The 20371-nt window shown below is 43.9% G+C and carries 14 protein-coding genes and 2 pseudogenes; 5 read left to right on the top strand and 11 right to left on the bottom strand.

Features of this window, described 5'->3' with window-relative positions:
- Positions 1-133: 133 nt before the first annotated feature.
- The 3 genes and pseudogenes from LCL96_RS16545 to LCL96_RS16535 all read right to left on the bottom strand — a co-directional run bounded on the left by LCL96_RS16545 (position 134) and on the right by LCL96_RS16535 (position 2987).
- Entirely contained in the window at positions 134-1534 is a 1401-nt protein-coding gene (locus LCL96_RS16545; protein WP_224942831.1) for a DUF4179 domain-containing protein, read from the bottom strand.
- Positions 1535-1544: 10 nt separating this feature from the next.
- Positions 1545-2051: pseudogene (locus LCL96_RS16540) on the bottom strand (sigma-70 family RNA polymerase sigma factor); the annotation flags it as partial.
- Between the two features lie 345 nt (positions 2052-2396).
- Positions 2397-2987 carry a helix-turn-helix domain-containing protein gene (locus LCL96_RS16535; RefSeq protein ID WP_224942827.1) on the bottom strand — a complete coding sequence of 197 codons (591 nt, stop codon included), beginning with the start codon at positions 2985-2987 and terminating at the stop codon, positions 2397-2399.
- A gap of 92 nt (positions 2988-3079) precedes the next feature.
- Here LCL96_RS16535 and LCL96_RS16530 point away from each other — a divergent pair, with 92 nt between their 5' ends.
- Entirely contained in the window at positions 3080-4039 is a 960-nt protein-coding gene (locus LCL96_RS16530) for a multidrug resistance efflux transporter family protein (RefSeq protein WP_224943528.1), read from the top strand.
- 41 nt (positions 4040-4080) lie between these two features.
- Here LCL96_RS16530 and LCL96_RS16525 read toward each other — a convergent pair whose 3' ends face one another.
- From LCL96_RS16525 to LCL96_RS23495, 5 genes are all read right to left on the bottom strand, one after another.
- On the bottom strand, positions 4081-4728 hold the full coding sequence (locus LCL96_RS16525; protein WP_224943525.1) for a 2OG-Fe(II) oxygenase: 648 nt from the start codon (positions 4726-4728) through the stop codon (positions 4081-4083).
- Positions 4729-5183: 455 nt separating this feature from the next.
- The gene (locus tag LCL96_RS16520) at positions 5184-6323 is read right to left on the bottom strand and encodes a mannitol-1-phosphate 5-dehydrogenase (RefSeq protein ID WP_224942825.1); all 1140 of its coding nucleotides are present in this window, start codon (positions 6321-6323) and stop codon (positions 5184-5186) included.
- A gap of 5 nt (positions 6324-6328) precedes the next feature.
- On the bottom strand, positions 6329-8398 hold the full coding sequence (locus LCL96_RS16515) for a BglG family transcription antiterminator (protein WP_224942823.1): 2070 nt from the start codon (positions 8396-8398) through the stop codon (positions 6329-6331).
- A gap of 84 nt (positions 8399-8482) precedes the next feature.
- Entirely contained in the window at positions 8483-10390 is a 1908-nt protein-coding gene (locus LCL96_RS16510) for a PTS mannitol transporter subunit IICBA (protein ID WP_318246438.1), read from the bottom strand.
- Between the two features lie 256 nt (positions 10391-10646).
- Positions 10647-12689 carry a DUF4179 domain-containing protein gene (locus tag LCL96_RS23495; RefSeq protein WP_263628206.1) on the bottom strand — a complete coding sequence of 681 codons (2043 nt, stop codon included), beginning with the start codon at positions 12687-12689 and terminating at the stop codon, positions 10647-10649.
- A 178-nt stretch (positions 12690-12867) separates the two neighbouring features.
- Between LCL96_RS23495 and LCL96_RS16495 the strand changes: the two genes are divergently transcribed.
- Positions 12868-13719, top strand: a complete 852-nt coding sequence (locus LCL96_RS16495) for an STAS domain-containing protein (protein WP_224942821.1) — start codon at positions 12868-12870, stop codon at positions 13717-13719.
- A 52-nt stretch (positions 13720-13771) separates the two neighbouring features.
- Here LCL96_RS16495 and LCL96_RS16490 read toward each other — a convergent pair whose 3' ends face one another.
- The 3 genes from LCL96_RS16490 to LCL96_RS16480 all read right to left on the bottom strand — a co-directional run bounded on the left by LCL96_RS16490 (position 13772) and on the right by LCL96_RS16480 (position 15771).
- A complete protein-coding gene (locus tag LCL96_RS16490; RefSeq protein ID WP_224942819.1) occupies positions 13772-14104 on the bottom strand; it encodes a hypothetical protein in 333 nt (110 codons plus the stop codon).
- A 119-nt stretch (positions 14105-14223) separates the two neighbouring features.
- A complete protein-coding gene (locus LCL96_RS16485; RefSeq protein ID WP_224942817.1) occupies positions 14224-14781 on the bottom strand; it encodes a hypothetical protein in 558 nt (185 codons plus the stop codon).
- 156 nt (positions 14782-14937) lie between these two features.
- The gene (locus tag LCL96_RS16480; RefSeq protein ID WP_224942815.1) at positions 14938-15771 is read right to left on the bottom strand and encodes an STAS domain-containing protein; all 834 of its coding nucleotides are present in this window, start codon (positions 15769-15771) and stop codon (positions 14938-14940) included.
- Between the two features lie 363 nt (positions 15772-16134).
- Between LCL96_RS16480 and asnB the strand changes: the two genes are divergently transcribed.
- The 3 genes and pseudogenes from asnB (at position 16135) to LCL96_RS16465 (ending at position 20349) form a co-directional block, all read left to right on the top strand.
- Positions 16135-17958, top strand: a complete 1824-nt coding sequence (gene asnB, locus LCL96_RS16475; protein ID WP_224942813.1) for an asparagine synthase (glutamine-hydrolyzing) — start codon at positions 16135-16137, stop codon at positions 17956-17958.
- Positions 17959-18080: 122 nt separating this feature from the next.
- Positions 18081-19984: pseudogene (locus LCL96_RS23630) on the top strand (S9 family peptidase).
- Positions 19985-20016: 32 nt separating this feature from the next.
- Positions 20017-20349: an SdpI family protein gene (locus LCL96_RS16465; RefSeq protein ID WP_224942811.1), complete on the top strand. Its 333-nt coding sequence runs from the start codon at positions 20017-20019 to the stop codon at positions 20347-20349.
- Positions 20350-20371 lie beyond the last annotated feature (22 nt).

Here is a 20371-nt window from a genome sequence, read left to right as displayed (position 1 = left end):
ACAGCTAGAACCTACAATATACATGGGTTAAGCTTTAGCGCTAAAAATTAATAATTCGAACGATTTATATTTTCATCAAATCACTCGTTCTGATTTTTCTATAGCTGAAACCTTTTTGTCCCAGCCTCTCTGTTTACTTCAATTCAATTTTTAAGGGCTTCATTTCAATCGGTTTATCATTTCGACTTAAATTCTCGAATGGGGCGATGAGAGAGTAGTCTTTAAGTCTTGCACCCCGGGGTAATTCGAAAGTGGACTGAAAATGGAAGGTATCTTGATTCACAGATTTCGTTTCAGCACTTCGGATCATGTACTCCAGCATGTTATTATAATCCAGATCATTTTTATCATCCCGTTTTATTTCCTTTGATGGAATCAGCTGAACGAATTCAGCGAAATTCTCTAAAATGTCATCTCGGAATTGACCTTTTTGGAGGTCATCAATGATAAAATCCACTGTCATTTTTCCTTTTTCGCTTTGGATATTTTGTACTGTGATCCCATATCCGAAACGAGAACTTTTCATTTCGAATGGTAGCTTGGTGTTCAATGAAGTAATGGCATCTTCGTCCACCTGCTGCATGTCTGCCTCAATTTTCAGCGAACGTGCCTTATCGCTGAGTTTACCAGGGAATAGCTCCCGAACCGTCTTTTGTATTTTTCCATCGATCTCTTTCGTTTCCAGCACCTCTGCATGGAACTTTGGCAGAGCGTTCCCCAAGTTATCAGTCACATCCAGTTCCACCGTATCCTTCCAGGAGTCGACCGTATACGTATACTCTAGTGTCGTCGTCGCTTTTCCTTTCGTGATGGAGGTCATTTGTAATTCATATTCTCCATCAGGTGATTGTGTCCTTGCACTTGTTAGGATCGTTTCAGAAGGAATCCTTTTCACGGGTAAATCAAAGGACCATGTGCCGTTTACATCCGCCATATGGGTGAACGTTAAGGGAAGTGTGAAGTCTTCCGGAAGGTCTTTGCCATCCTGATAAAATTCGATGGAACCTATGAATTCATCTCCGTCTTTTTCTAGACCAGATCCACCTGTTCCCCATTGATTCTCTTCCGTTCCATCGAAGAGGTGATAGCGGTAACCGCTCACCGGACGGTTTCCTTCGTCCATATGTTCGATAGATAAATCATCACCTTTCGCCTTGAACGTGACCCCGATAACATTACCATCGTAATACGTGCTTGTGATCGTGATATCTACACCATTGGACGTGGCGGCCTGGTTGACCTCGGTGACTTTATCACTCGTATAGAGTTCTTTACCCACAGATGAACCGACTTTTTCATATATTACTCCAAGTACCGGAAGCTTGGCCAACGCATTATTCACAGGGGCAAAGAGAAACCCTGAGGCGAGAACCATGGAGGCAACAGCGGCGGTGAAGGCAGCACTTACCTTAATTGTTTTTCTTTTGGCCTTTTGCTTCCTACCTTTGTGCATTCCTGCTGAAATCGATTGAAAAACCTCTTCTTTTGGTACCTCGATCTTTTCCATTTCTTCTTCAAACCATTTTCTGTCCATACCGATTCACTCCTTCCAGCAGCTTTCTTAACTCCAACTTCCCCCTGTGGAGGTACGTTTTCACCGTTCCCTCAGGTGTATCCATCGTTTCGGAAATAGCCTTGATGGACTGTCCCTGAAAATAGAATAAGATAATGACTGTTTGGTAATGTTTGTTCAAGGATGCCAGTGCCGTGATTAGATCCATCCTGCTTTCTATGTCCGGCTCTTCTGAAACGATTGCGTTATCGAAAAATTCATCACCTGTGAGGACGATCCGATTTTGTTTCTTCAGGAATCCATACGCCGTATGAATCAGTATCTTGACGAGCCAGGTGCTGAAGTACTCCGGATTTTTCAATCGGAATATGGAAGTGAATGCTTTACACACCGTCTCCTGCACCACGTCGAGTGCATCTTCTTTATTTCTTACATACAGGAATGCCGTCCGGTAAAGCTTCTCGCTCTCTGATTGGATCAGCTTTTCGAATGCTTGCTCATTCCCTTTGATGGCTTTTTTTACGAGTTTTACATCCATTGGTTAACCTCCTGTCAATCATTAGAGTCGGGTGGGCTGGGAAAAGTTTCAAGGGATTTTTATGGGGATGAGATCGTTTTGAATTTACATAAATTTCAAAATGACGCAATTAGGGGGGAAAGTGACGCAATTATCGTGAAAATGACGCAATCACCGATGGAAACGACGCAATTATTCCGAAAATGACGCAATCATCACCAAAAATGACGCAATGAAACAAGAAATGGGGATGAAGTTCAGTCACCACAGTCTACAAAAGAGCTCATAACCCAACGACGAATCATAAATCCTCTTCAGCAAAGACCATTCTCCTTAAAAAAAGAAGCTTATCCCCATCGATAAGCTTCAATCGGTCCGTCCTGTATAAATCATCACGAAATGGAGCACCGCTTCTGTTGCATCATTATTGATATATCTGTGTTCTTTATCACCATGAAACTTGATCGAATCATACTGACCAAGCTCGAATACTTCATCCTCCACCTTCACACATACACTTCCTTCCATGACAGTGACAAATTCAATCACGCCTGGCTGGTGTGCATCGGCACAGTATTCGCTTTCCGGTTTCAGGAATGCTCGATGCGTTTCCAATGAACCGTATCCCGATGAAGTGAACATGGGTTCAAGGGTCAAAGAGTCATTGGCACTGATTACTTTACTTCCTTCATTTTTCCTTGAGATTTGAATTTCTTGTTTTTCCACAAGAAGGGCAGAGATGGGGATGGAAAGTCCGTTTGCGATTTTCCAGATGATCGTCAATGAGGGATTTGCCTCTCCCCTTTCGATTTTCCCCAGCGTCAAGGTGCTGACACCAGTGATCTCAGCCAGATCCTGTAAATGAAGACCGCGATCTTTGCGTATATTCCTTAGTGTCGCCCCTACATGCTGTGCTAATTTTTCAGGGTCCTGCCACGTTAAACCGTCATTGTTCATATTTCTACCTCTTTCTATTAGAAACGAATTAAAGTATATTATAATATATAACAAGTTAACTATAGTATATGTACCAAAAAGGAGTGTTCATCATCAAGGAACTGACCCTCGGTATCATCTCATCGATGTTTTTTGCTGTCACCTTTATCCTGAACCATTCCATGGAACTAACCGGAGGAAGCTGGATGTGGAGTTCATCACTGAGATTCCTGTTCATGCTCCCCTTCCTTTTCCTTATTGTAGGTTTTAGGAAGAATATAAATCAAGTATGGATTGAAATGAAGAAAAAGCCATTCGAATGGCTGACCTGGAGTTTTGTTGGATTTGTTCTCTTTTATGGTCCCCTTACCTATGCGGCTGCTTACGGACCAGGATGGCTTGTTGCGGGTACGTGGCAATTTACCATCGTGGCGGGGATTTTGCTTGCTCCCTTATTTTACACAGCGGAGCCAGCCAGACGCAGGCATACCATTCAAAAAAAAGCTCTCGCCATCTCTTCCATCATTTTAGTCGGTGTGTTGTTCATCCAAGTGCAGAATGCAGGGGACTCGTCCTTTTCAGAAGTTCTTATGGGGGTTGTACCTGTGATTGTCGCAGCCTTCGCATACCCGCTTGGGAACCGTAAAATGATGGAGGTTTGCGGAGGCAGGCTGGATACGTTTCAACGGATATTGGGAATGACGATCGCCACGACCCCATTTTGGTTGATTCTCGGATGCTTTGCCCTTTTCAAAACGGGGACACCCAGTTCGTCTCAAGTGGCACAAACGTTTATCGTCGCCATCTGTTCCGGCGTGATTGCAACCTCCCTCTTTTTCCTCGCAACGAATATGGCGAGAAACCATCCCGGCAAGCTTGCGGCAGTAGAAGCAACCCAATCGACCCAAATTCTTTTCGTCATCATGGGAGAAGCTTCGATCCTCTCTGTTCCATTTCCAGCAGGATCTGCTCTGATCGGCATCCTCTTGATTATCACCGGTATGATCTTTCATACGATTAATGTGAAACGAATGAATGCCGGAAGTATGAAGCCGATAAAGTCGGCAAGTTAAAAAGGAGGAGCATCCCACCCCGGGATACTCCTCCTTTCCATTTATTTAAATACCTGCCTTCTCATCCACTGAGTCGCAGCCCATTTATCCCCGATGACAACCGGTGCACCACCATGAAGCGTCAAGTCGTTCAACTCCTGATTATCATAGAAGTATTCAAAGTAAACGGCCATCCCTTTTTGAGGTGAGACGGAAAGACCCAGCTTCGGGAAGTACGTTTCGCCGCCTTCCTCGACGTCGTTCAGGTACATGACGAGAGTACTAATTCTCGGGTTTTTAACCGGTCTAGCTGATACAGAAAAGAAATCGAAATGAGCCTTGTATTCCTGCCCCGGCTTATAGTTCAGGATTTGCAAACCTTCCCCGTGTTCAACGGGGATATTCATGATTTGAGAAACACGCTTTTCAATTCGTGTCACGACATCATGACTCTCTTCCAGAAAGACAGAACTGCTCGTTCTCAGTCCATCGACAGTACGCGTATTCCCAATTTTCGAGCGCTCGACCCGATCCTTTGACAATTGAATGAGTTCATCACATTCTTCATGGCTAAGCACGTTTCCAAGTACGATAATCAGCGGTTCATCCATCTTCGCGATGATCTGAATATCCCTGTCTTCCGTCTTGATCTTATTCCCCGTATGGTGAAAAATCGTTTGTTCTTTTACAGCTACATCAGTAGTATCCATTGCCAACTTTCATCAACCTCTTATCGAATTTTTAACATTCAGAATTTTTATATTAGTGGAAGCTTCCTTTGTTTCTTCCAATCTAGAAAAACGATAGCAACAATAGCATAACTGTATATTTGATTTGGCTGTTTCCTCCTGCATGTCAAAATATGAGAGTGTATTTTTATATATTTTACACCCGGATTGAGGGGAATTCTATCTTTATTTTTTTCTTTTTACTGATGAAAAATAAGGGAAATGACGAGCCCTAATAGAATTGTAGGATTGGCGTGGGTTCAGGGGCGTCACAGAAAGGACACGTATGAGTTTTATGCGTCGGTTTCAGCGTATATGCGTCAGTTTTCGGTTATATGCGTCACTTTTTAACTTTATGCGTCGATTCACCCCATTTATGCAACACACCCCACTCCATAAAAAAAGACCGCCGAATCCCATTCGGCAGCCCTTCAACTTTATTTCTTCAATCCTTCATACTGAACCAATACTTCTTTCACGATTGCACTATCCACATCCAGTCCGCTCACTTCTTTCAACACGTATGCAGGTCCGTGTTCCTTGATCATGCCCTGGATTTCCATTGCCTGCTCATCTTCCGGATTGTCAAACAATAATGCTGCGGCAATCGCTTTGGCGAGATAGGAATAAGAAAGTCCCGCTTTCTGAGCTTCTGTCGTCGGGCGAATCAGACGGTCGTCGGGGCCTAGTTTCCTAATCGGTGCTCGGCCGACACGGGTAACATCGTCGTTCAGGTACGCATTTTTGAAGCGTTCGATGTTTTTCCCAATATAGGCAAGATGCTCTTTTTCATCCAGCCCGTATTGTTTAACAAGATAAGCTCCAGTCTCTTTCAATGTCTCCTTGACCTGTTCGGCGATGCTGTCATCCGCCAAGGTCTGATCGATGGTTGACTTCCCTTCTAAATAACCAAGGTATGCAATGACCGCATGCCCTGTGTTCACCGTGAATAGCTTACGCTCGATGAACGGAGCAAGGTCTTCGACGATGGTCATCCCTTCAACATTTGGGATGTCTTCCTTCGTCTCTACCACCCACTCATAATAAGGCTCAACAAGGACATCCAATGAACCCTGATCCTGCATCGGCACAATGCGGTCGACGGCTGAATTAAAGAAGTATACCTTTCCTTCAAGCTTCGTGATAGTTTCTTCATCAAGATTCTCTAAAATGTGTTTTTTCAAAATATCAGTGGCACCAATTTGGTTCTCACATGCGATCACATATAGGGGATCTTCAGAAGCATCCACACGTTTAGCAATCCCTTTGGCAATCAGGGGAGCGATTCGTGGAAGGATGTTCGGTCCGATCGCCGTTGTCAAAAATGTAGATTGTACGATCGTGTCAATGACTTCCCCTTCCTGATGAAGGTTGTTCAGACCTGACACATTCTCGATCGTCTCTGTTTCCATTGATTCCGTCGCAAGCTTCACTTGGTAGTGCCCTTCTTCATTCAGTTTGTTGATCACTTGCTCAGCGATATCCACAAAGGTCACGTGATAACCTGATTGGGAAAACAATGCTCCGATAAACCCTCTGCCTATGTTTCCTGCTCCAAAATGTACGGTTTGTTTCAACGTCATCATTCCTTTATCAAATTAGTTTGTAAGTAATCCAGAAAGAGATCTTCTAATTTCTTTCGTATGATGGCTTCGTTCGTGGACGAATAAATCATCATGCTGATATGATCTTCGATTAAACTTGTACTGATCAGGCTGAGGATCTCCTGTTCCCGCCTGCTCAATTCTTCAGGTGCAAGCATAAGAAGAAGGCTCTTCATCTCCATTTCCTGCCCGTCCATCCCTTTGATCTTGCACGGTACATCCAGATGGGCTACCTGGAAGATAAGCTTCTTCACGTTGTCATCCCGGCAGTGAAAGAGTCCCATATTCGTATTCGGGATCCCAAGGCCACCCTTCTTCTCCCTTTCCATCAGCTGTTGCATGACGACTAGAGGCTCTTGAAGAAGGTCATTCTGTTCACCCTCTTCCAGCATTTCGTTCAGAATTTGAAGATGATTCCCACCAGAGTGCTTCCGGTATACCCGGAAATTGGTGAGGATGGCTTCCATGCTGGAATGAACCTCCTTGATTTCCTGGAGAAGCGTCCGGACTTCGGTCTTCTCCCCTGATCGTGCGGAGGACTTCAAATATTTTTTCCTGGTCAGCTTTTCTACATTATTCTGAAGATAACTTTGAATGAACCCGATATCCTTCTCGCTCAATAACGGGCTCACCAGAATATAGTCCACTTCCGTAAATGGGAGTCTGACCGTGGAAATGACGATATCATAGTCATCCAAGTTCGCCGTTTGGAAATCCTTAATGGACAGGATTTCAACCTTGTTAATCATCGTCAGTTCACGCTGGATGCGGCTTGCGAGCATCTTGGATGTGCCGATCCCCGTCGGACAGACGACCACGGCTTGAATACTGACCTTTTCTTCGTTCATCAGCATCGCCGAACCGAAATGGAGGACAATGAAGGCCACTTCATCGTCTGGGAATGAAATATCCTTAAATTCCATCTCAAGACTCTTTTTCACAGCTAAAAATAGCACAGGGTATTTCTTTTTGATTTCATCCGTCAATGGGTTGAATAAATCCATTTCTTGCTGAAGTCTGAAGATGGACGGCCCCATATGGGCAAGCAGTCCCTGGAACAAGGAAAAGTCATCAGACAGATCCACATGGAGATTCTCTGATACATCTCTAATGACATTCTTGATGAGATGCCCAAGCAGAATGCTGTCATAATAGACTACGTCGGGATCCTGTACCTTGGATCCTTTTAATATGACGGTAAGAAACTGAATATCTCGAATCGTCATCCTCACCGAAAGTCGTTGCTTCAGTTCTTCGACAATCGTATTCATCAATTCAAATTCAGTGGAACCATGACCATCAACCGGTTCATCATGCTGCAATCCGAAGCCGTTTTCCGTACGCTGGATCGTCAAGCAAATATGAACGACCAGACCGATATAATCACTGTCCGTTAAGGTGATCTGCTTTTCTCCCAAGTAATGATTCACCACCTGGTCGACTGCGGTTAAATAGGCTGGATCGAAATATCCGAGCACCGGCTCATCCAGGTGATTCCCCTTCTGCATTCCATACAGGGTCTCAATGATCTCTTCATAAAAATAGACAAGAAAGAAGCTTGCCAGTGCATGTCGTTTTTCGGCTTCATCTGCTGTAAGCTCTACCCCGACCCCTCTCTTACGCGTCAGGGTGATGCCGAATTTATGCAGCCAATCTGCCAGCTCATCAAGATACGAGGTCAAGGTCGTAACACTGATCCCCAGCTGATTTGCCAACACCTGTTTTTTAAAAGAAGGGCCTTCATGAAGAAGGATGATCAATAGATTCAGCTTTCGCTCCTCAGGTGTTTCGTCTGTTGGACTCACATCCGCCAGACTCTGGATCAACTTATAAATATGTTCATTCTTCCCATCGATGAACAGGCCTTCATTAGCTGTCCGCTTCAGTTCTAAGTGATATTCCTTTAAAATGCTTTCGATTGATTTGAGATTTCGCTGAACGGTCCTCCCGCTCACATTCAAAAACGCAGAAAGAGAGTATACGGTATGCTTTCCCGATGTTTTTACAATCAATTCGATAATGGCTTTTTCTCTTGACGTAATAAACATACTTTCCCCTCTTTCCCTCAAATAGCTTTTCTTGATACAAAGTAGAACAGAAAGGCAGGAATCCCGCCTTTCTGAATGATTGTTCTAGTTGCTGTTGATGATGTCTTTCAGCTCTTTGGCTGACTTCGCTTCAACCATCTTATCGACGTTTTCCTGCTCGGAGCAGACAACGGCGATGCCTGAAAGGATTTCCAGATGCGTACCGTCTTTACCGGCGATACCGAAGATCATCTTCGCTTTTTCACCGTTGAAGTCCACGCCGTTCGGAACTTGAATGACCGTGAAACCGGATTTGATGACGGCTTTCTTCGCGTCTTCCGTCCCGTGTGGAATGGCTACATTATTACCCATATAAGTAGATGTGATTCCTTCTCTATCAATCATAGCATCTACATAGCTTTCTTCCACATATCCTGCTTTAACAAGAGCTTCTCCAGCGAATCGGATTGCCTCTTCTTTTGTGGCAAATGATTGATTCATGAAGATGTTCTCTTCAAGTAGAAGATCATCATCGTGATCTGCATTCGGTTCAGCATTCACTGCTTCTTCCTCTGCTTCTTCTACAACCTCTGCCTGTTCATCCGTGATTCCGTCCTGAAGACTTGCAATCAGCTTGTCATACTCAGGGCTGGATAAGAAGTTATCTACGGAAATATGATACACATTAGGAAGTTTACTTTTCGCACGTGGCGTCAGTTCTTCCTGTGTGATGACGACTTGCGCATCAGATGGAAGATTGCTGATGGATGTATTTGTTACACTGACATCCAGATTTGCTGCCTTCACTTTTTTACGTAGAAGGGAAGCACCCATGGCACTTGAGCCCATACCTGCATCACAAGCAAAGACGATTTTGTTTACTTCTTCAGGCAGTGTTCCCTTGCTCACATGACCGGCAACGGAACTCTTCTTGCCTTTCATTTCCTGCATTTTCTTTGTTGCACCTTCAATATCTTCGTCTGTCGCTTTGCTTGATTTCAAGACGATGGCAGACACGATGAAGGACACGACTGTTGCAACAAGTACCGCTGCAAAGTTAGCCAGATACGCCATTCCCTCAGGAGGTGTAACGGCCGTAATCGCAATGATACTCCCAGGTGATGCCGGTGATACCAGTCCACCGCCCAATAATACAAGGGTGAAGACTCCACTCATTCCACCTAGGATGACGGAGATGAATAGCATCGGCTTCATTAATACGTACGGGAAGTAGATTTCATGAATCCCGCCAAGGAAATGAATGATGGCTGCCCCTGGTGCCGATTGTTTTGCTGTTCCTCTTCCGAACAACATGAAGGCTAGTAGTACACCAAGACCTGGTCCCGGGTTAGCCTCTAATAAGAATAGAATCGATTTTCCACCCTGTTGTACCTGCTCAAGCCCGATTGGTGATAAAACACCATGGTTAATGGCATTATTTAAAAATAGAATCTTCGCAGGTTCGATCAGGATACTTGTTAAAGGAAGTAATCCTGCCGCAACAAGCCAGTCAACTCCGGCAACGAGTACATTTGTGAAAGAGTGTACTGCAGGTCCGACTCCCAGGAATGCTAAGATAGCAAGGATCCCCCCAAGGATACCCGCCGAGAAGTTATTCACGAGCATTTCAAAACCTGCTCTGATCTTCCCTTCAATCATTCCGTCGAATTTCTTGATGACATATGCTCCTAAAGGACCCATAACCATGGCACCTAAGAACATCGGTGTATCAGGTGCACCGACAATGACACCCATTGTCGCGATTGCACCCACGACCCCACCGCGCTGGTCGTGTACGAGCTTACCTCCTGTATACCCGATCAATAGCGGTAACAGATACGTAACCATCGGCCCTACTAGTTTGGCAAGGCTTTCATTTGGAAAGAACCCAGTTGGTATGAACAACGCTGTAATTAAACCCCAAGCGATAAATGCACCGATATTCGGCAGAACCATAGAACTGAGGAAGTTACCAAACTTTTGTACCGCAACTTTCATATTCGATTGCGCCACTTCTCTCATCCCTTTCATGAATAAATAATAATTTCTTATTTTTTATGATAGGCCTTACCGCATAGAGCATTCAAGGATGATGAAAACTAACTTTGTCACCCTGGTGACGACAAACCTATTGTTTCTCGGTCGGGGGAAGTTATTCTGTAGTGAATTAGGTCATAAAAAAAAGAGAACAGCATCGTACTGTTCTCTTTGTGAAACGAGGCTGCAGGAGCCAAGGTACCTGTCCCCTTGGGTCTCCCCTTGGGTCCCTTTACTCATCCAACTTCAATTTCGTTTTATTATCAATGTATTTGGTCATGCTGTATCCTTCAATGACAAGCTGTTTCGGCACAATGTCTTCATCGGAAGACTGATTATAGTATTCAATTGATTGCTCTGTATCAAAATAGCGGGGTTGTTCCTCTAGATCAAAGACATACTCCTCAGGTTTGTGAATATTCCCGTCTCTGTCCATCAGCACTCCGTCACCCCCATTTATCCCAATGGAGATATTATCATCCGCTCTTTCATTATAATCAAAGAAACCGAAATGAATATTTTCGTACTTTCGTTCCTTGTTCACATCATGGGTCAATTTCACATGTGCGGGATTTCCAACTTCTATTTTATTAATCGTGACGGTGTTCCCTTGATACTGGAATGTTTGTGGGAGATCGTTTGCGGAACCCAACTCAACCGTTTTGCGATCATCTACCGTTAGATGGATGGAGTCGAACTTGACCGTCACCTCATCTGGATCGTCAAAATAGAGTGTATCAAAGCTTGACGTAAAGGAGTCCCAGCCCTGTTGATCATATGATTCAACATACATATTCCCTCCGTAAATATTTGCTTTTTTCTTTTCTCCATCGACAGTGATCGAATCAAAGTTGATTCTATCAATTCGTTCTTTCTCCCGATCATTTTGAAAACCATATTGTAGAAGTGTAGTAGTGGGAGCTATGGTCAGTTGATCCAATCGTACAGGGATCCCGCCTACTTCCACCACCTGATTCAGCATATGTACCCGGGAAGATTGCTTTTCAAATGGGATTTCGAAGCTCCAATCTCCTTCAGCAAATCTCATCTCCATACCTCCAGCCATTCCCTCTTTCGGATCGGCTGGCACTTTCATAAGTCTTGCCACGTTCAGTTTAATGGTGCCCTTATCAACGGAAACCGGCAAAAGACTCATTGTTCCTCTGTATACATTTTTTTCGTCATTATGTATGTCATCCTGATCGATTGGAGGCGAGTAATATTGGTTATTCAAATCCATATTCAGAACGTCCTGTTCATTCTCGATAAAAATGCCTTCATAATTACTCATCATATACCGTTCATCTTTCTTCTCATTCTCCACTTCATAGAAAACAAGCGTCTGCACGTCGTCAGCCACAACGCTTTTGATTGTGATCTTGACGCCATTACTTTCCGCCTCGAGATCCAAACGTTCAGCGAGACCTTCCTGTAGAAAGGACCGCAGCTGTTCATTCTCTTCTGTATAGGAATAATAGAGCTTCGCAAATCCTCCGGTCACCAATCCCGTTATGAAGAGGATGGCGAAAACACCAGCAACAGAAAGCAGAATCGACTTTCTTTTCTTCTTATGTCTTTGCCTGCGTTCTTCCCTTTCGAGTAGCCTTGATTTGATTCTGTCCATGAAACCTGCAGGAACATGTGTATCTTCCCCCAATTGGGTAAGTGCGAGGGTTACTTCCTGGAACGAGGCAAGGTCCTCCTGACAATTCGGGCAATGATAAATATGTATTTCGAAATCCACTTTTTCTGGGCGATCCATATTTCTTCCTAGGTAATCCAGATAATGCTCTTGATAGTTGTGACAGCCAGCGACCCCGGTATCAGACCCCATCACTTCCCGCAGCTTTCGAATTCCTGAGAATAGATGGGATTTCACCTCATCAACGGTGATGTCTAGGATACTGGCAGCTTCTTCATTGGAACACCCTTTCACATACACCAATGCCACAGCCTCTTTGTCCCCTGCATCAAGGTGTTGAAAAACGTCAAAGGAATCTTCTCCATCTGTACTCGATGGACGGCGTGACATCTCCAAACATTCCTTTAGGAAAAAGGATATGGCAGAAAACCCCTTACTGCGTTTATGCGCTTCTTTCTCAAAATGGATGATCGTACGGTAAAATGCATCCTCTATATCTTGTTGACACTCTATGAAAACCCTACCCATGGCGTAGAACGAATCCTTTTCCCCTTCAAAACGGTTAAGAATCGTTTCCATCTCCCTTTTATTGATCCATTTAGCCGTTACGGTACTGGTTTCCACTTTTACCATAGCTGTCTCCCCCCTTCCAAATACCTACATTTAATTATTTCAAAATTCCCAATACTTCACAATCCTTTTCTTGAAAATCATCTTCGAAACTCTGAAATCTAATTGACGAATCTCCAAGATCTCATCTATAATTTTTTTACCAAAGTGATATTTATTAGGATATGAAAGAGGCGTGAGAATGAAAACAAAGGATAAGTTACTGGACTATTTTCACTCGCAGTCGGAGGAAATCATTGATAAATGGTTAGGGATGCGTGAGGTTGATCAATTTTCAATTTTTGATGCGAATGCTTCTACAGAGGTTGAAGAAAAACTGAAGCAGGAATCGGGAAGTTTTATCCGTTTTATGACGGGTACCATTGCAGATAAGAACGAGGAGCTTCCATTGGAGCTCCTCGACTGGTCAAACACCATAGCCAAAGAACGTGTGAATGATGGAACAAGCATTGATAAAGTATTGGATCAATTTCACCGGTTCAGATCCCTTTATTTTCACTATTTAAAAACCTGGCTGATGGAAAACGAAGATATGAACCAGGAAGACCGTTTTGATATGATCGAAACCTATCATTCTATATTCGATGATGTGATTAAGACCTTTGTCATCTCATATAAAACCCATTATGAAAATAGATTAAAAGATCAGATGGGACTGATCAATGAATTGAGTTCCCCCATCATCCCATTGTCTGAAACGATTGCGATCCTTCCCATCGTCGGAGACATTGATACAATGCGGGCCAAATTTATTATAGAGCATACTCTGGAGGAATGTGTAAATAAAGAGATCCAGCATTTGGTAGTGGACCTTTCAGCCGTCCCAATCATCGACACCATGGTGGCTCAGAAAATCTTTGAATTGATGAACACCCTCACATTAGTAGGAGTCCATCCATTGATTACGGGAATTCGGCCTGCCATCGCCCAGACTGCCGTTCAGCTCGGGATTCCTCTTGGCGATTTGAACATCCACTCCACCCTGATTCATGCATTAAAGAACCTAGGATACATTATTAAAGAAAGTCACTGACCAAATAAAAGAGGTCTGGACCCCGTTCGGCCCAGACCTCTTTTATTTTTATTTATAAACGATCCATTTCACCCAGCACTGAATGCATGTCAAGATTCACCATCTCCTGTGCTTTAGAAAATGAAAACGCCTCATTCGATACCCAGTGATTATATAATTTAGACAGTGCGTTCCGATGGTATACCGTTCCTTTCACCTCTGTGAAGAAGTAGATGATCAAAAGGTTGGTCACATCGGTTGGAAGAGACCGCTTCCGCTCAATCCCTTTTAGGGAGAGGATGTCCAAGCCTCTTAGGGGACTGCCAATTACGGTTTCAGCCATATGAAAATGGTCGGCTGTCCGGCATAGTGCCACGAGTTCTGGATTCAAATCTTCAAATTTCAAGTGAATTCTCCTTTTACATAGAGAGTGTGCATATGTGTAACACTTCAATCTTACTTGAGTATAAGATTTCCTACTATGTAGTATATCAAAAAATGATCACAGAGAGACACTTCTGTATGCTAATGTTTACTTAACCAAAATTCCATGACTTTCTCAGTTGAGGAAGGATAGATTAAATTATTCACTTGATGCTCCATCAAATAACATTCAGTCACCCAATCAGGAAGAACTGTACATTTTTCCTTCCATAGTCGGGTTCGCTCCAATGCATCCTCAACACGCATTTTCACCCATGTATCGGCCACCATGTTCCCTTTATCCCTTGCTTCTTCCGCCGCCAATGGGTGGACCGATCGGTTGTAGAAAGGGGTGCCGTTATCCAGGTGACTCATGTTCCTCACCCATATGATACTTTCCTTAGGTAAAAAACCGATATTCCGGTTCTCTGTTGCAGGGTGAGTATATTCCTCCAAATAACAAAAGCAGCCGGACCACTCCTGATCAGCTTCTTTTGGCAAGGTGATTTCGGTTGTATAAACCGGTTGCCCAGTATTAAAGAGATTCTGCACCTCCCGGTTGATAAAAACCGGATTTCTCTCACCATCCATGCAGTCAGTATTAGGTAATCCACATCTGAATCCACAGTTATGATACCGGATCATTTTAACGAATTTCATGGTGCCCCCCCTTCTTCTAGGGTGAATTTCACTAAAGGATTATTTCACCAAATTCACTCTATAATGGGGGTATTTCCCTATATAAATTAGTTTCAAACAAAAAATTTCATCATTGATAAAAAAAAGAGCGATGATTCCACCGCTCTTTTCTTCACCTTACCCCTGTTCGTTTAATGCCCGTTCAAGAGTAGAGGTAACTGAAATATTTTTAAATGAAATTCCAAGTTGAATCGCCGTTTGGGCAATTTCAGGACGGATCCCGGAAATCGTGCTCTTTACCCCGATTAAATTCAAGCTTTCAATAATTTGGAATAACTGGTGGGCAACCATTGTATCTACCATGATGACCCCGGATAAATCAATGAATAGATGCTCTACATCCTTTTCGACACACTCAGCCAGAGTATTCTCCAGGATGTATCTGGCCCTGCCCGTATCGATGTCTCCGATCAACGGAAGAACACCGGTTTTTCTATTCAACAAGATGACTGGTGAACTTAATTCCTTGATCATCTCCTGCTGAGCATTCAGACGTCTTTGTGAGTACTCATAATTCTCTTCTGCAAACTTTGAGATAACGAGACTGAAGGTCTGGATGATCAAGTTTCTTAATGACTCAATTTCCTCGAGGGAATATTCACTGCCATGCAAACGGATGAATTCCTTTAAGATTTCTAAGTATTGCTCCTGAGTCCTGAAAAATTCCCTCAGGATATAATGGGTCGGGGTTTGCAAATGTTCTTCATCCTTGGCAATTTCCTCGATCCATTGCTCGAAATTGCATAATGTATCCTGACCCACATCTTTAAAAAGATCACAAAAGCGTTCGTGGAACGCGTGGTTTTGTTCCTTCAATGTTTGGATAACATTCGAATCCTTGGAGGCGTATACGCCAGACGAATCACTTTTGTCCAAGGAGTCGTACCACATTTCCGTCAGTTGCCACGTGCGTTCGCTCATAAACTCATAAAACTTTTCCGATACCTGCATATTCGACCTACTTTCCTTAAGAAGAGCTCAATAGATTTGATGGTCCGTTCTTTAATATTATTTATTCCACTAAGTGTAATGTACTATGTCTCACACATAAAAGAAAGCAAAAAGTTCAGCCAAAAGCCCCTAGTATCCATGTCTCACATTTATTGAGACAAAGGGCATGATTTTTTAGGAATTCACTGGAAAGAAAGATAGACCTTTTACATTTTTTCTCAAATCCGAACCGTAATCCTTTGACGATTTCAGAGTAAGAGATTTACAGTTTAACGTGAACCCGTAAATGGGATCATCACGATCAACCCATTTCTTGGAGATCGCTCACCAGGAATGTAATAAAAGAAAGAAGGCGTATGGATTATGTGTGGAATTGCAGGCTGGATTAACTGGTCAAGAGAACTTACAAATGAGGGACGGACCTTGAAGAAGATGACCGATGCCATTGAACATCGTGGCCCCGATGCGGAAGGAAGCTGGATACAGGGTCATGCTGCACTCGGTCACCGGCGACTGATTGTCATCGATCCGGACGGCGGGACGCAGCCCATGCTCTATCAGAACGGAAAAAACACCATTGCTTTGACCTATAATGGAGAGCTTTATAACTATCTGGAGTTGCGGGCTGAACTGGAGGAGAAACATCACCGGTTTACGACAAACTCCGATACAGAAGTACTTCTTCATGCCTATCTTGAATGGGGCGAGGATTGTGTGCATCATTTCAACGGCATCTTCGCTTTCGGAATCTGGGATGAAGGAAAAGAAAGACTCATGCTCGGACGCGATCACCTTGGAGTGAAGCCGTTATTTTATACCATAAAAGATGATGCGATTCTGTTCGGTTCGGAAATCAAGGCTTTACTTGCCCACCCGGACGTTCAGGCGGAAATCGATACGGAAGGCTTGTCTGAAGTATTTGGGCTCGGTCCGATGAAGACACCTGGAAAGGCCATTTTCAAAGATATATATGAAGTTCGTGCAGGCCACTATATGACCGTTACGAAAAAAGATCGTAACACCGTGCAATACTGGAAACTGGAAAGTAAGGAACATACTGATGATGTGGAGACTACGGTCGAAACGATCCGCGGACTGCTTGAGGACACAGTCAAGCGACAGCTGATCGCTGACAAGCCACTTGTGTCCATGCTTTCAGGTGGACTTGATTCCAGTGGACTTACGGCGATAGCCGGTAAGGAGTTCAAGGAAGAAAATAAAGTCCTCCCTACCTATTCCATCGACTTCGTCAACAACGAGGAAAGCTTCAAGGAAGACTTCCTTAGACGGGACCTAGATGAACCGTGGGTGAAGCGTGTATCCGATCACGTCGGCACCGATCACACCTCTATCGTCTTTGATGCAGAGAAACTTGTGGACAATCTCTTAACCCCTATGAGAGCACGTGACCTTCCGGGAGTCGGGGAAATCGAGACATCCCTTTACCTGTTGTTCAAAGAAATGAAGAAAGAAGCAACCGTTGCTTTATCAGGAGAATCTGCAGACGAAGTGTTCTCTGGTTATCCATGGTTCCATCAAGATGAATTCCTTGAGGCTGATGTATTTCCCTGGCTTCTGAACATCGGCGGGATCGCCGGTGTGCTGAAGGAAGACCTGAAGGACAAACTGAGAATCCAGGAATACCAGAAGAAACGATATCAGGAAGCACTTTCTGAGCTCCCTCTATTAGAGGGCGAGAGTGATGTCGAGGCGAAGCAAAGAAGGATGTCCTATATGTTCATCACCCGCTTTCTGCCGTTCATGCTCGACCGGAAAGACCGGGCGAGTATGATGACCGGATTCGAGGTACGGGTACCATTTTGTGATTACCGCCTTGTAGAATATCTATGGAATATCCCATTCGAAATGAAGAATATCGATGACATCGAGAAGGGGATCCTCCGCCGAGCATTTGAAGGCTATCTGCCTGACGATGTACGGAATAGACGGAAGAGTGCATATCCAAGTACGAAGGATGACGCTTATCTTGACGGGGTTAAGAAATGGATGATGTCCATATTGGATGACCCATCTTCACCGATTCTCCAGTTGATTGAGGTGGAGACTGTCAGAAAGATTGCAGAAGGAAAAGGCAGCCTGCCTGATTCCAGTGCGAAGGGTTTATTGGATTATTTGATTCAAGTGAATGGATGGCTGAAAGAGTACAATATTAAGATTGCCATCTAATGTAAAGGAGCCAGAGGGACAGTTCCCCTGGCTCCTTTCTTTGTGAAGACCTTATGGAAACGTCGAATTCTACAATTATTTATCAATTTCCGGGGAAATAGTTGTAGAAGTTTGTAAGATGAATGTGCCTGTTTTTCGGATGCTGCCCCCGATCATTCTCCTGTCTACTCCTGAACAGTTTATTTCTTCTTGCCTCTCCCTTGCTCAAATGGAATAATATACCTATAAATTGTTTTATTTCCAAGGAGGAATGTCCTATCCGCACATCACCTGAAGTCGAACATTATTTCCACACCATTGAAATCAGTACTTTCCATGTGAATGAATCCGAAGACACTCTTGTGTTTAGTACCAATCTAAACGGAAACTATAACCTTTGGGCGATGGATCTTCCCCACCTGTTCCCCTACCCCCTGACGACCATCAACCAGAACAGCAGCCTCATCCACATCGGTCAGGATCAGATCGTCGCAACATTTGAGGTGGATGGAGATGAAAATTACCATCTGCATTATATGTCTCTATCAGGAGGAACCCCGGTTCCCTTTCATGAGGAGGAATCCGGTTCCACCTGTTATCATGCCTATTTTACAGATAATCAGGAAATGTATTACTCTACCAATCACGAAAATCCATTAATGAACATCTACAAAACAGATTTACAAACAGGGCAAACCATGTTAATCCAGGAAGGAAAAGAAGCCCCCATCGTGGTGGCAGCCGTATCTGCCGATGGAAGCTATGTATTCACAGAAACCTACTCCAACACCTATGCCACTGCCTTCTATCAGTCTGGCAATAAGAAAATCCCGATGGTTCCGGACCCTGCAAGTCCTCATATGATCAATGATGTTCTTCTGACAAAGGATTTCGTCTATTTCACGACTAACTATGGAGAAGAATTTTCATACCTGGCTTCTTTTAACCTTTCAACCTATGAATTTCACCCTGTCTTTACGTTAGAAAAAGAAGAATGCACATCGATTCAATACTGCGAGAAGTCGAATAGAATCCTCGTCACTACAGAAAAAGGCGTCAAAGACCATCTATATGAGTATGATTTGTCGACATTGAAGGTGGAGCGCATCAGTATCCCATGTGATGTCATCAAAAAAATAAAGATCACCAAGAAAGGGAACCTGTTTCTGCTCGGTCTTTCAGCTGATAGAACCGATGCGATTTACAAAAGAGATACGAGCGGCGAGTGGACCCAGATGACAAATGCCAAAGTACTTGGCGTTTCAGAGGAAAGCATGATTAAACCGGACATCGTGCATTATGAAAGCAGTGACGGACTTGAAATCGAAGCCCTGCTATTCAAACCGGAAAAACCAAACGGATATAGTATTCTTTGGCCCCATGGTGGACCGCAGCAGACGGAGCGGATGAAATACAGACCCCTGTTTCAATACCTGGTCCAAAGCGGCTACACCCTCTTAGCCCCCAACTTCAGGGGCAGCAAACGCTACGGAGCTTCCTTCGAGAAAATGGTGGAACAGAACTGGGGGGACGGACCTCGATATGACTGTGTGGCAGGGTTGGATTGGCTCATCAAGGAAGGGATTGCCGAAAAAGGAAAGATCATCGCGATGGGCGGAAGCTATGGAGGGTATATGAGCCTGCTTCTTGCCGGGCGGCATCCCGAATACTTCTGTGGAATCATAGACATCTTTGGCATTTCCAATCTCCTGACCTTCCTTCAGAAAGCACAGGCAAGCTGGAAGCCACTGATGGATCAAATGGTCGGAAATCCGAAAAAGACTATGACAAGCTTATCAGGGATTCTCCTATTACCTATATCGATCACATGAACTCGCCAATGTTCATTGTTCATGGGGAGAATGATCCGAGGGTGAAAACCGAGGAGTCGGAACGCATTGTAGATCAGTTAACAAAGAAAGGAATCCCTGTTGAATATCTCCTGTTCTCTGATGAAGGGCACGGATTTACGAAGAAGAAAAATGAAATGCAGGCTTATAAAGCGATTCGCACATTTCTGGATGGATTGGTAGAGGCAGGGATTTAGTGCCACTACATTCTGCAAAAGGGGGTTTCTGGTTGGAAAATATCGGCGTTTCCCTCACGAACATTGCTGCAGCACTTATCTATATCGGTCTCTGCATCCCGTTACTTCTAGGGAAAGCCAGCATGAATACCATTTACGGTATCCGTATATCAAAATCATTTGAGTCCGATGAAGCCTGGTATAAGATTAACCGGTATGGCGCCATGCAGATGATCCTTTGGTCTTTCCCTTTATGCCTGGCCGGAATCGTCATTCTGTTCTTGCCTCCTTTTACGGGGACAGCTGAGGTGATACTGGTATTTTTACCGTGCATATGGATCATTCCACCTATTGTAGGGATTTTCTTTTATGCCAACAGACTGTAAACATTTCATCCACCAAAGAAGA

It is taken from the genome of Rossellomorea aquimaris, assembly GCF_020172085.1.
In the GTDB taxonomy this organism is placed as follows: Bacteria; Bacillota; Bacilli; order Bacillales; family Bacillaceae_B; genus Rossellomorea; species Rossellomorea aquimaris_E.
The sequence above is the reverse complement of the archived record's forward strand: the minus strand, read 5'-3'. Positions and strand labels throughout refer to the sequence as shown.